The organism is Pseudomonas sp. FG43, from assembly GCF_057809175.1.
This window is the reverse complement of record NZ_JBMDJL010000016.1, coordinates 135746-148055: the sequence shown is the minus strand read 5'-3', so window position 1 is coordinate 148055 and position 12310 is coordinate 135746. Positions and strand designations below refer to the sequence as shown.

The following is a 12310-nucleotide window of genomic DNA, read 5'->3' as shown; positions in this document are numbered from 1 at the left end:
GGATTTATCCGGGAAGAGGCCGCCCGTCTCGCGAATGAATTCGCTCCTGCTCATTCGTCGGGACTGAAGTCCGTGTCTGGCGAATATCACGCGAGGGTGGCGCTCCGAAGCGGCGTGCGTACTCACGACTGAATTGCGAAACGCTTTCATACCCGACACGCAATGCCGCGGTATTGGCGTCCAGTCGTTCCGTGAGCATCAGGCTGCGCGCAGCATGCAGACGCAGAGTCTTCTGATATTGCAATGGACTGGTGCCAGTGAGCTGGCGGAAGTTATGGTGCAGGGTCGAGCCAGCCATGCCTGCAATTTCTGCGAGTTCGGCAATGCGCAAAGGCTTGGCATAGTTACGTTTGAGCCAGTCGATGACCCTCACGATTCCGCGTGAACGATACCCTTCTCGTACTATCCAGCGTAACCAGTCTCCCGCTTCGCTGAGGAGCAGCCGGAGGCAGACTTCTCGCTTGACCAGTTCTGCCATGAGCGGAATTTCCTGAGGTCGATCCAGTAATCCCACCAGCCGGTTGAACACATCAATCAACTCCTCCGATGCTTGCCCGGCAGCGTAGCAGCGAGTCGGAGTAGCGCTGCTATCGATCACAGGCATGCTCTGGACAACATCGTGAAGAATCGCCATATCGAGTTTCAATACCAATGAGAGGTAAGGACGCTCGGCAGTGGCCTCTATGACTTTTGCGGTGGTGGGAATATCAATCGAGGTGACGAAAAAGTCGCCTGGCACGGACAACAACTCTTCATTGCCGAATACCGTGTGCTTGGTGCCCTGAACAATCAGCGCCATACAGGGTTCGTAGACGCAATAGGTCGGTAACCCCGGCGCCTCCATGCGATAGAAGGTCAGGCCGTGAATGGCACTGTGATTAGCCTCTCTACCGGCAGTATGGGCCAGCAACCGCGAGGTAAGCCGCTTCAGACCATCGCCTTCCCGACCGGGACTGAGGGCAGATAACGCCAACGATTGATTCATGAACGTAACCCTGCAAAGACGAAGATTGCAGTGTGCGTAGAAGATGTCATCCGCTCAAGTGTGTCGGCAGGATTGTGCAAAAAGAGTATCGGATTGTGATCACTCCTCTCAAAAGTGCTCGTCTATCTTGAGGCTCTTCCTGTTGTTACCCACGAAATTGAGCAAGGAATCTGTGATGGATCGGCGTGATTTTCTCAGGCTGTCGGCAGGCGGGGCACTTGCGGCCACATTGTTGCCCATGACTGGTAATGCCCAGGCCTTGGCCAGCGTGCCATTTGGCGAACGCGGCAGTGTGCTGCCTACTCGGGGCAATGTGGTACGTACGGGGCTGCCTTCAAACCCGGCCCGGCATAACCTTCGTTACATGACCCCTTACCGCTTTGGCATGGGCGGGACGCAAATCGGTAACATTTTCGCCCCCATCAGCGATGAACAGGCCGCAGCCGTCTTGCAGTCGGCCTGGGATTCCGGCGTGCGACTGTTCGATACATCACCTTTCTATGGATTTGGCCTCAGCGAATATCGCCTCGGGCGTTTCCTGCATAACCGGAACCCGGATGACTATGTTGTTTCCACCAAGGTCGGGCGCGTGTTCAAGGCGGCTGGCAAGCCCGTTGGCGATAGCTCGATCTGGACCTCTCCCGCACCTTTTGAATACCGCTATGACTACACGGCAGCCGGAGCCAGACGTTCTGTCGAGGACAGCCTGCAAAGGCTTGGTCTTGCGCGTATCGACGTGGTTTTCATCCATGATCTGTCGCCCGACAACACTGAGTTGCAAGGCGGCTGGGAGGAGGCCTATCGGGTTGCCCGCAGTGGAGCCATGCGGGAACTGGAAAAAATGCGCGAAGAGGGCCTGATCAAAGCCTGGGGATTCGGAATCAACCGGCCTGATGCAGCCGTTCGCGCCGTGGAGCATGACGACCCTACGCCGGACATCGTCTTGCTGGCTTGCCAGTATTCGATTATCGATCACGAGCAGGCGCTTGACCGGACACTGCCAGCGTTGGCCAAAAAAGGCACCAGCGTGGTGATGGGGACTCCGCTCAATGACGGTTTCCTTGGAGGCGGTCGGCGTTTCAACTTTTCGACTGAATTGCCGCCGCTTGCTGTCGAGCGCCGCGCCAGGCTGGCTGCTATAGCCGATCGTCATGGCATCGACATGCGCACTGCTGCATTGCAGTTTGCTGCCGCACACCCGCTGGTGTCGGCCATCGTGCCTGGCTCCCGCGTGCCGGGACAGATCGCCAGCAATGCCCAGTCCATGAAGGTCGCCATCCCGGCTGACTTCTGGGCCGAGCTCAAGCATGAACGCCTTATCGCCGGGCATGCCCCGGTTCCGACCTGACGCGAACATGATCTGCGCGCCGATGCTCCGCCATTCACTGTGTTGTGTTTATTAAATCTGGAGAGGCCCCATGCGAGACATCGCCCCCATCTATCGTCGTGACGCACTGAAGTTGCTTGGCGTCGGTGCCGCTGCCTCGCTGGCGGGAACATTGCTGCCGTCATCACTGGCCAGTGCCGCCGTGCCTGCTGCGGCCTTGCCCCGTGGTTTGATTACCCGTCGCATACCCAGTACCGGAGAGGTTTTACCCGCCATCGGGCTGGGCACCTTCCTGACGTTTGACGTTATTGCAGGTGAGCCACGCGAGTTTGTCCGTCAAGTGTTGCAGGCATCCTGGGAGCAGGGCGTGCGCGCCATTGATACCTCGCCGCTGTATGGCACCGGGGAAGTCAGTGTGGGGGATTACGCCACGGCACTGGGGATCGGTGAGCAGCTTTTCATCGCCAACAAAATCTGGTCGACGGGGGACTTTCTGGCTGATGAAAGCCATGCACTGGCCAGTCTGAGACAGTCGGAAAGCCGCCTATGGCGAAAGCGTATCGATCTGATGCAATGCCATAGTCTGGTGAATGTCGAGGTTATCGCGCCGTATCTGAATGCCTGGAAGAAGGAAGGGTTGATTCGCTACACCGGCGTCACCCATTACCTGAACGACTATCTACAGGCGCTGCAAGGATGGGTGGAGAAAGGCGGGCTGGATTTCGTTCAGGTGCAATATTCGATTTTCAACCGCGCAGCCGAACAGCGAGTGTTGCCCGCTGCTGCCGACAAGGGCGTGGCGGTACTCACCAATATGCCATTCGAGAAAGCGCGTCTGTTCAAGCTGGTTGAGGGGCAAGAAGTACCGGCTTTTGCACGCGAAGCCGGCATTCGTAGCTGGTCGCATTATTTCCTCAAGTGGGTCATCTCGCACCCGGCAGTGACCTGTGCATTGCCGGCAACCAGCAATCCCGAGCATGCTCGCGAGAATGCCTTGGCGATGTATGGCGAGCTACCCGACAAGGCCCTGCGCGAGCGAATGGTGCGGCATGTCGAAGGGCTTCCTGGGTTTGGTGACCTGGCCAAAATGGCTCCTTATCCCGGCAAGCGTTATCCGGGAATCATTGCGCGGGCTCAAGGCGCGTTGCGCACTCGTTTGAGCGACGGTTAAGGCCAGGAGATAAGGGCGGCTGTACTTTGTGGGGATCATGGGGCGCGATACATACAGCGTTTGCCAAACGCCCCAAAACCCATAAGAATCGCCGCCCCTGTTTATTGCCTTACGGACGCAAGCCGAATCATGAATCACCTGCCCATTGCCAAAGAAGCCCTTATTGCTCAGGCCCAGGCTATCAGTCAGTTGGCAGACCGTCTGGATGGAGAGTTTCAGCGAGCCGTTGAACTCATCCTCGGTTGCAAAGGGCGTGCAGCCGTCTGTGGCATGGGCAAATCCGGCCTGATCGGCAAGAAGATGGTTGCCACCTTCGCCTCCACCGGCACGCCGAGTTTCTTCCTGCATCCGGCCGAAGCCTTTCATGGCGACCTGGGTATGCTCAAGCCTGTCGATGTTCTGATTCTGATCAGCTACAGCGGCGAGACCGAGGAAGTGGTCAAGCTGATCCCGAGCCTCAAGTCTTTTGGCAACCAGATCATTGCAATGACGGGCAACGGTAAATCCACGTTGGCCAGGCATGCAGACATCTGGCTGGATATCTCGGTCGACCGCGAGGTGTGCCCAAACAACCTGGCCCCTACAACCTCGACTCTGGCGACCATGGCCATGGGCGATGCACTGGCAGTAGCCTTGATCGAAGCCCTGCAATTCAAGCCGATGGATTTCGCCCGCTACCACCCCGGTGGAAGCCTGGGCCGCAAGCTGCTGACCCGCGTCAGCGATGTCATGCATTCGCCTGCTCCGCTGGTAAGCCCTGCGACCAGCTTTCACGATTGTCTGCTGATGATGACCCAAAGCCGCCTGGGGCTGGCATTGGTGGTGGAAGAGGGCGCTCTGGTCGGGATTGTCACTGACGGCGACCTGCGTCGCGCATTGCTTGAGAATCAGGGTGTGCTGGGTGAAAACGTGGCCAGCTTCATGACATCCAGCCCGCGGACCATCAAGGCAGATGCGCAGTTGTCCGAAGCCGAAGCCTGCATGATCGAAAACAAGATCCGTGCCCTGGCCGTTATCGACGATAAAAATGCCGTAGTGGGAGTGGTCGAGATCTTCGACTGATACTCAGGCCAGCCTCAGTTCTTGAACGCTGTCATTTCCTGCAAGAGCAGCGTCATGAGCCGGCTGGCGCCGACACTGAGCTGACGGCCCAGGCGGCTGATCAGATGAGTCTGGGGGCTGCTGAATACTTCGTGCTGCAACGGCAGGGCCAGCAGTTTTCCGGCTTTCATTTCCTCTTCGATCACGAAGGTGGGCAGCATCGTGACTCCGCCATGCATGGCGAAGTGCTTGAGCATCGCAAAGGTATTGCACGTCAGTACGGGTTTCACTGACACGCCCAGTTGATGCTCGGCCTCCAGAAGAATCTGGCGGATGCCGTAGGACACGCCCGGCAGGGCCAACTGATAACGATCAAGGCCCTTGAGTTCGAGTGGGCCTTTCTCCTGGGCCAGTGGATGATTCGGGCCGGTCACCACGCAGACGGGCTGTCTCTGATGAGCGTGGGAGCGGATTTTCGGATCTGCGGCCGGATTGAATACCAGGCCGATATGCGCTTCATCCTCCACCACCTGGCGAATCACTTCATTACTGCCGCAGACGTTCACGATCAGTTCTATCTTGGGATAGAGCAACGAGAACTTTGCCAGCGGCTGCGCCAGGCTTTCAAGAAAACCTTCTCCCGAAACCAGCGTCACCGAGCCACTGTGCAACCCGCGCAAGGCCTGAATGGATTCAAGCAGGACTTCCTGCTGGGTGAGCCGTTGCCGGTAATACGCCAGCACCTTGTCGCCCGCTTCGGTAGGTTTGACGCCCCGGCGATGCCTTTCCAGCAGCGGTGAGCCCAGCTCCTGTTCCAGTTGGGCGATCTGGCGGCTGACGGCAGAAGGCGCGACGTTCAGGAAGTCAGCGGCAGCCCGGACACTGCCCAGGCGCACTGCTTCAAAGAAATAAAGAATCCGTCGATCCTGAACGAGGCTCATGATTTTACCTGTGTTGCGGTAAAGGCAACATAAATTCAATTTTTGGATTATTGCTGATAGGGGTGAGCGCTGTCCATACTCGATACATCAGCAAACGGGAGGGCTTATGACAGCTCTTTGGCAGAGTCTGCGCCAACAGGCGCAACAGCTTGGTGAACGTAATCCGGTACTTGCTCTGCATGCACATGACCGGATTCTGGCGCATTCGTCCTTCGAGTCTGCGCTGGCAGCCAATCTGGCCCACCAGCTACAGGACAAAGTGCCTGATGCCGACCTGCAGAGCTGGTTCACGGCCATCCTGCGGTCCAATCCGGCCATCGCCGAAGCAGCGGCTGCCGACATCAATCATCTGGTTATCGTCAATCCTGCCTGCCCCGATCATCTGACTGCATTTCTGACCTTTCGCGGTATCCAGGCCGTGCAGGCCTATCGCATTGCCCACTCGCTCTGGAACGACGGCGACATTCAAAGTGCCGTGCTGCTGCAGAACTGGGCAGCCAGCGCCTGGAGCATCGATATTCATCCCGCTGCCCGGCTCGGCAAATCCCTGTTCGTTGATCATGGCATCGGGCTGGTGATTGGTGAGACTGCTGTGGTCGAGGATGAAGTCAGCCTCTGGCATGGCGTCACCTTGGGCAGCACGCTCAGCGAAGCCGGTGATCGTCACCCCAAAGTCCGTCGCGGTGCGCTGATCTGTGCCGGTGCGACCGTGCTGGGCAATATCGAAGTAGGTGAGCGCGCCATCGTGGCCGCCAATTCCGTTGTGCTCAAACCCGTGCCCGCAGGCGTAGTAGTGGCAGGCACGCCTGCCAGACCCGTCGGTAATGCACCCGCTTCACTCGCTACCTTCACGACAAAATCACAATAAAGACTCAGGGATAGTTCGAATATGGCAGCAGTCGCTCAGTTTCCCCAAGGTATCGATCATCCACTGGTCACGGTGCGTGACCATGCACATGTGCTGCAACTCTATCGGAAAATGGGCTTCATGCCGTCCCCGGTCAGTTATCACCCATGGGGCAGCGTGACCTCGCTGATGATGTTCGAAAGCAACTTCATTGAACTGATCGGCATCGATGATCCCGAGAAGTTCGGTACCAATTCGGTCAACGGCTTCTGCTTCGGCCGCCAGCTAGGTGAGTTTCTGGATCGTGGTGAAGAGGGCGTTTCGCTGGTGGCCTTGCACAGCAAGGATGCCGACGCCGATCACGCTCGTCTGGTCGAAGCGGGCTTGCTCAGTCAGGGCCGGATTGATTTCCGTCGCAGCATGACGTTGCCTGACGGTCGTCCTGATGAAGCGGTTGTATCCCTGGGCTTGTTCATCGACCCGGCGCTGCCCGATGCCTCGAATTTCATCTGCCATCAGCACCGCCCCGAACTGATCTGGGTGCCGGGCTGGCAGAACCACTGCAATGGCGTGGACGGGATTTTCAGCGTGACCTACCTGGCTGATCCGGCAGAGCTGGAGCCACGCTGGAAAGCCCTGTACGGCGATGCCGTTACCTACATCGGCAACGTGCTGCAAGCCGACACCCGTTGCGGCCTCCTGCGAGCCATGGATGCCGCCACCGCAGCCACTCAATACCCCGGCGTCAGGCTGCCCCACGTTGCGAGCGAGCGCGCTCACGCCATTGCCATCGGCCTGCATACCAAAAGCCTGGACACGGTGCGCTTCATCCTCGAACACAACGGCGTACCTCACGAACAAGTGCCGGGCCGCGTCATGGTTCAGCCCGAAGCGGCCGGCAACGTCATTCTTGAATTTGTACAAAACCTTTAACCGAGATACGGAACATGACTTTGAAAGTAGGTGTGATCGGACTGGGCAACATGGGCGGCGGCATGGCTGCCACTCTGGCGGGCAAAGGCTTTGATGTGAGCGGTTTCGACCTGTCTCAGGCCGCACTGGCGCAAGCCGAAAGCAAAGGCGTGAAGCCGGTTGCCGATCGCAAGCAACTGATTCAGGCGTCGGACATCCTGATCCTGTCGCTGCCCAAGGCCGAGCATGTCGAGTCGGTCTGCCTGGGTGAGGGCGGTATCATCGAGTTCGGGCGCAAGGGGCTGGTTGTCGTCGACACCACCACCTCAACCCCGGAAATGAGCCGCAAGGTGGCTGCCGAACTGTTGAAAACCGGCGTGGCCTTTATCGATGCCCCGGTTTCCGGCGGCCCGAAAGGCGCAGCGACCGGCACCATGTCCATGGTGATCGGTGCTCAGGACGATGACCTGGCTCGTGTCATGCCGGTGCTTGAAGGTATGAGCGGCACCCGCGTTCACGTTGGGCAATGTGGTGCTGGCAACGTCGCCAAGATCGCCAACAACATGCTGGCAGCCTGTCACCTGATCAGCACCGCCGAAGCGGTTGCCATGGCGGCCAGGGCCGGTGTCGATCCGGAAAAACTGCTGCAAGGCCTCAACGCCGGTTCTGGCCGCAGCGGCGCTACACAAGTCATGTTCCCGACCTGGGTGCTCAACAAGGCCTACGATTCCGGTTTCACCATGGGCCTGATGCGCAAGGATGTCGGCCTTGCCAGTGATCTGGCGGACAGCCTGGACATGGAGCTGCCGCTGTCACGTGTGGTCGCACAACTGTGGAAAGCCAGCAGCGAAACCCTGGCAGATAACGAAGACTTCTGCGCAATCGTGCAGCGTACCGATGCCCAACTTTATGGCCGTGGAGAGTAACCGATGAGCACTGCAAAAATCCTTGATCTGCTGCGTCCTTACTGGGGCGATCGCAGTGTCATTGCCAGCTACGTCGGCGGCGAATTCGTCGAAGGCCACGGTGCTCCGGTAGAAGTGCGTAATGCCCATGACGGCAGCGTGTTGCTGACCTTCCCCGATGCCGATGAATCTCTGGTCGAACTGGCCGACAAGGCCGCAAAGACCGCTCAGGCTCAATGGTGGGCACTGACCGCTCAGGCCCGTGGCCGAGCCATGTACCAGATCGGTTCGCTGATTCGCGAAGAGCAGGAAAACCTGGCGCAGATCGAATCCCTGACCGCCAACAAGCCGATTCGCGATGCTCGTGTCGAAGTGCTCAAAGTGGCCGAGATGTTCGAGTACTACGCCGGCTGGGCTGACAAGCTGCATGGCGAGATCATTCCGGTTCCGACCACGCACCTGAACTACGTGACCTACGAGCCGCTGGGCACCGTATTGCAGATCACACCCTGGAACGCGCCGATTTTCACCTGCGGCTGGCAGATCGCGCCTGCGATTGCTGCCGGTAACGCGGTCATTCTCAAACCGTCCGAACTGACGCCCCTCAGCTCGCTGATGATCGGCGTGCTGATCGAGCGTGCCGGAGTGCCGAAAGGTCTGGTCAACGTCATCGCCGGCTTCGGTCACTCCATTGGCCAAGCCTTCATCGCCAAGGCCGATATTCGCAAGGTGGTGTTCGTGGGCTCGCCTGCAACCGGTCGCCATATCGCCGTTGCCGCTGCTCAGCGTTGCATTCCGGCAGTGCTGGAATTGGGTGGCAAGTCGGCCAATATCGTGTTTGAAGATGCCGACCTGGAAGTCGCCTTGCGCGGCGCTCAGGCAGCGATTTTTTCCGGTGCCGGGCAAAGCTGTGTATCCGGTTCGCGCCTGCTGGTGCAGGAATCGATCTTTGAAAAATTCACCAATGCCCTGGCCGTGGCCGCCACGCAGTTCAAGGTCGGCGACCCGAGCGATCCTGAAACCCAGATCGGCCCGATCAATAACGCCAAGCAATACAACCATGTGAAAACCATGGTCGAAGGCGCACTGAAAGACGGCGCGAAGCTGGTTGGCAAAGATGCTGACCCGATCCCGAGCAAACCGGGTTACTACGTCAATCCGACGGTACTGGCTGGCACCAACGACCTGTATTGCGCCCAGGAAGAAATCTTCGGGCCGGTGGTCGTGGCGATTCCGTTCAAGGACGAAGAAGACGCCATCCGCATCGCCAACGACAGCCGCTTCGGCCTGGCCGGTGGCGTCTGGACTCGTGATGTCGGCCGTGCTCATCGCGTTGCCAAACAGGTGCGCGCCGGGACCTTCTGGGTCAACGGCTACAAGACCATTCACGTCAGCTCGCCGTTCGGTGGTTACGGTGAAAGCGGTTATGGCCGTTCCTCGGGCCTCGATGCGCTGCGTGAGTACAGCGAAGTGAAAAGTGTCTGGGTTGAAACCGCCGCCAAGCCTGCCGCAAGCTTTGGTTATGGCGCGAGTCTGGAGTAACAGTGATGAAAATTTCCAAAGCCCTGATCGATCAGGCCACGGTCTGGCGCCGCACCATCCACGCGGCCCCCGAGCTGGGTTTCCAGGAGCTGCAAACCTCCGATAAAGTGGCTCGTCTGTTGACCAGCTTCGGCGTCGAGGTCCATCGCGGCCTCGGCGGCACGGGTGTTGTCGGAACCCTGCGTAACGGCGACGGCCCGGTCATCGGCATTCGTGCCGACATGGACGCGCTGCCGATCCAGGAACTGGGTGACACCGCGCACAAGTCGGTACACAAAGGCTGCATGCATGCCTGCGGTCACGATGGCCACACCGCGATTCTGCTGGCGACTGCCCGTCACCTGTCCGAAACCCGCAAATTCCGTGGCACGGTACATTTTGTCTTCCAGCCAGCCGAAGAGAACCTGGGTGGCGCCCAGCGCATGATCGAGGACGGCCTGTTCGAGCAGTTCCCGATGGATGCGATCTACGGGCTGCATAACTGGCCGGGCGTTCCGGCAGGTAATGTCGTGATCAATCCTGGTCCGATGATGGCTTCGCTGGATACTTTCGAGATCACCCTGACCGGTAAAGGCAGCCATGCTGCCATGCCGGACAAGGGCACAGACCCGATCGTGGCGGCTGCCGAACTGGTATTGGGCCTGCAAACCATCGTGTCGCGGCGTCTTTCGCCGCTGGATTCTGCGGTGGTCAGCATCACCCAGTTCAATGCCGGTGAAGCGATCAACGTCATCCCGGAAACAGCCGTGTTGCGCGGTACGGTGCGTTGCTTGCAGACGCCGGTGCGGGCCAAGGTCCAGCAACTGATCGGCGAATTCGTCGAGCGTTTGCCGGTGGCTTTCGGAGTGCGTGGCGAGCTGGTCTATAACGTCGGTTACCCGGTCACCGAGAACCATGTCGAAGCAGCGGCCACGATTCGCCGGGCGGCTGTTGCGGCGGTGGGCGAAGCCAATGTGCAATGGGGCTGCAATCCATCGATGGCGTCCGAAGACTTCGCTTTCATGCTGCATGCCTGCCCGGGCGCTTATGTCTGGCTGGGCGTGGACGGGGAGAAACCTTCAGCCGCACTGCATAACCCGTATTACGACTTCAACGATCAGGTGATCGAGCCTGGCGTTGCGGTATGGACGGCGTTGGTGGAGCAGTGTTTGCCGGTGAGTTGATTATTTTCATGTATCTGTCGCGGCCAAGGCCCCTCCCACAATTTCAGTGGGAGGGGCCTTGGCTGCGACTATAGCAATCAGCATTCCACCAGATTCACCGCCAGCCCGCCCCGTGAGGTTTCCTTGTACTTGTCGTGCATGTCGGCACCGGTATCGCGCATGGTGCGGATGGCGTGATCCAGTGAAATGAAGTGCTCGCCATCACCGCGCAGTGCCATTTGCGCGGCATTGATTGCCTTGACGGCGGCAATGGCGTTGCGCTCGATGCAAGGGACTTGCACCAGCCCGCCCACCGGGTCGCAGGTCAGGCCAAGGTTGTGCTCCAGGCCGATTTCCGCGGCGTTTTCCACTTGCTCGGGTGACGCTCCGATAATCTCGGCAAGGCCGGCTGCGGCCATGGCGCAGGCGGATCCGACTTCCCCCTGGCAGCCCACTTCCGCGCCCGAGATGGATGCGTTTTTCTTGCACAGAATGCCCACGGCAGCGGCGCTGAGGAAGAAACGCACCACGTCGTCTTCATTGGCTGCCGGGTTGAACTTCATGAAGTAATGCAGCACCGCAGGCACGATACCCGCTGCGCCATTGGTGGGTGCAGTCACCATGCGGCCACCGGCGGCGTTTTCTTCGTTGACAGCCAGCGCGAAAAGGTTGACCCACTCCATGGCGCTGAGGGTCGAGCCGATCACGTTGGGGTTGTCGAGGTTCTGCAGGTTCTGATGCAGGCGGTGGGCACGACGACGGACTTTCAGGCCGCCGGGCAGAATCCCGGTTTCGTTCAGGCCTTTGTTGACGCAATCACGCATCGCTTCCCAGATGACCAGAATCTTCTCGCGGATCTCCTCTTCGCTACGCCAGGCCTTTTCGTTGGCCATCATCAGGCCGGAAATACTCAGGCCATGGGTCTTGCACAGCTTGAGCAATTCGGCGCCGCTGGAAAAGTCATAAGGCAGGACCGTGTCATCGTTGTCCAGCACGCCACTGGCAGCTTGCGCGGCGTCGATCACAAAGCCGCCACCGACCGAATAGTAAGTCTGCTCGTACAGCTCGCCGGTCGCGCCATAAGCGCACAGCGTCATGCCGTTGGGGTGATAAGGCAGGCTTTCGTCCAGCAGGCACATGTCGCGCTGCCAGAGGAACTTGATTTCCCGCTCGCCAGCCAGCAGCAACAGACCGTTTTCCAGCAGGGCGTCGATGCGTTGATTGACCTGGCTCGGGTCGATCCGGTCCGGCCATTCGCCGAGTAAACCCATGACAGTGGCACGATCGCTGCCATGACCTATGCCGGTTGCCGAAAGAGAACCGTACAATCGCACTTCGATCCGTTCTACGCTATGCAACTGGTTGCGGTTGCGTAGATCAGTCACAAACAGCGCCCCGGCCCGCATCGGTCCTACGGTGTGCGAACTGGAAGGGCCAATGCCGATTTTGAACATGTCGAAGACGCTAATAGCCATCACGGAGGTCCTGCAAATGAGT

General features: G+C 59.0%; 11 protein-coding genes. 8 read left to right on the top strand and 3 right to left on the bottom strand.

The features are described 5' to 3' along the window. Positions 1–4 precede the first annotated feature (4 nt). Entirely contained in the window at positions 5–985 is a 981-nt protein-coding gene (locus ACODS3_RS18735) for an AraC family transcriptional regulator (protein ID WP_489035715.1), read from the bottom strand. A 175-nt stretch (positions 986–1160) separates the two neighbouring features. Between ACODS3_RS18735 and ACODS3_RS18730 the strand changes: the two genes are divergently transcribed. From ACODS3_RS18730 to ACODS3_RS18720, 3 genes are all read left to right on the top strand, one after another. Then, a complete protein-coding gene (locus ACODS3_RS18730) occupies positions 1161–2333 on the top strand; it encodes an aldo/keto reductase (RefSeq protein WP_201019883.1) in 1173 nt (390 codons plus the stop codon). 70 nt (positions 2334–2403) lie between these two features. Next, a complete protein-coding gene (locus ACODS3_RS18725) occupies positions 2404–3483 on the top strand; it encodes an aldo/keto reductase (RefSeq protein WP_489035713.1) in 1080 nt (359 codons plus the stop codon). 129 nt (positions 3484–3612) lie between these two features. After that, positions 3613–4545 (top strand): KpsF/GutQ family sugar-phosphate isomerase, encoded by a 933-nt coding sequence (locus ACODS3_RS18720; protein ID WP_489035711.1) that lies wholly within the window; start codon positions 3613–3615, stop codon positions 4543–4545. 14 nt (positions 4546–4559) lie between these two features. Here the strand turns inward: ACODS3_RS18720 and ACODS3_RS18715 are convergent, their stop codons facing one another. Continuing rightward, positions 4560–5465 (bottom strand): LysR family transcriptional regulator, encoded by a 906-nt coding sequence (locus tag ACODS3_RS18715; protein ID WP_304575161.1) that lies wholly within the window; start codon positions 5463–5465, stop codon positions 4560–4562. A gap of 106 nt (positions 5466–5571) precedes the next feature. Between ACODS3_RS18715 and epsC the strand changes: the two genes are divergently transcribed. From epsC to ACODS3_RS18690, 5 genes are read left to right on the top strand one after another with little or no spacing between them, the layout of a single operon-like run. Continuing rightward, the gene (gene epsC, locus ACODS3_RS18710) at positions 5572–6333 is read left to right on the top strand and encodes a serine O-acetyltransferase EpsC (RefSeq protein WP_201019880.1); all 762 of its coding nucleotides are present in this window, start codon (positions 5572–5574) and stop codon (positions 6331–6333) included. A gap of 21 nt (positions 6334–6354) precedes the next feature. Then, positions 6355–7245 carry a VOC family protein gene (locus ACODS3_RS18705; protein ID WP_489035709.1) on the top strand — a complete coding sequence of 297 codons (891 nt, stop codon included), beginning with the start codon at positions 6355–6357 and terminating at the stop codon, positions 7243–7245. A 14-nt stretch (positions 7246–7259) separates the two neighbouring features. Beyond that, complete coding sequence (locus ACODS3_RS18700; protein ID WP_201004554.1) at positions 7260–8150, top strand: NAD(P)-dependent oxidoreductase; 891 nt, start codon at positions 7260–7262, stop codon at positions 8148–8150. Between the two features lie 3 nt (positions 8151–8153). Continuing rightward, complete coding sequence (locus ACODS3_RS18695; protein WP_489035707.1) at positions 8154–9671, top strand: aldehyde dehydrogenase family protein; 1518 nt, start codon at positions 8154–8156, stop codon at positions 9669–9671. A gap of 5 nt (positions 9672–9676) precedes the next feature. Next, positions 9677–10834 (top strand): M20 aminoacylase family protein, encoded by a 1158-nt coding sequence (locus ACODS3_RS18690; RefSeq protein ID WP_201004550.1) that lies wholly within the window; start codon positions 9677–9679, stop codon positions 10832–10834. 77 nt (positions 10835–10911) lie between these two features. Here ACODS3_RS18690 and ACODS3_RS18685 read toward each other — a convergent pair whose 3' ends face one another. Continuing rightward, positions 10912–12288 carry an L-serine ammonia-lyase gene (locus tag ACODS3_RS18685; RefSeq protein WP_201019877.1) on the bottom strand — a complete coding sequence of 459 codons (1377 nt, stop codon included), beginning with the start codon at positions 12286–12288 and terminating at the stop codon, positions 10912–10914. Positions 12289–12310 lie beyond the last annotated feature (22 nt).

Coding starts and splice junctions, on each gene's coding strand:
- ACODS3_RS18735 (WP_489035715.1), bottom strand. CDS start 985: ATGAATCAATCGTTGGCGTTATCTGCCCTCAGTCCCGGTCGGGAAGGC.
- ACODS3_RS18730 (WP_201019883.1), top strand. CDS start 1,161: ATGGATCGGCGTGATTTTCTCAGGCTGTCGGCAGGCGGGGCACTTGCG.
- ACODS3_RS18725 (WP_489035713.1), top strand. CDS start 2,404: ATGCGAGACATCGCCCCCATCTATCGTCGTGACGCACTGAAGTTGCTT.
- ACODS3_RS18720 (WP_489035711.1), top strand. CDS start 3,613: ATGAATCACCTGCCCATTGCCAAAGAAGCCCTTATTGCTCAGGCCCAG.
- ACODS3_RS18715 (WP_304575161.1), bottom strand. CDS start 5,465: ATGAGCCTCGTTCAGGATCGACGGATTCTTTATTTCTTTGAAGCAGTG.
- epsC (WP_201019880.1), top strand. CDS start 5,572: ATGACAGCTCTTTGGCAGAGTCTGCGCCAACAGGCGCAACAGCTTGGT.
- ACODS3_RS18705 (WP_489035709.1), top strand. CDS start 6,355: ATGGCAGCAGTCGCTCAGTTTCCCCAAGGTATCGATCATCCACTGGTC.
- ACODS3_RS18700 (WP_201004554.1), top strand. CDS start 7,260: ATGACTTTGAAAGTAGGTGTGATCGGACTGGGCAACATGGGCGGCGGC.
- ACODS3_RS18695 (WP_489035707.1), top strand. CDS start 8,154: ATGAGCACTGCAAAAATCCTTGATCTGCTGCGTCCTTACTGGGGCGAT.
- ACODS3_RS18690 (WP_201004550.1), top strand. CDS start 9,677: ATGAAAATTTCCAAAGCCCTGATCGATCAGGCCACGGTCTGGCGCCGC.
- ACODS3_RS18685 (WP_201019877.1), bottom strand. CDS start 12,288: ATGGCTATTAGCGTCTTCGACATGTTCAAAATCGGCATTGGCCCTTCC.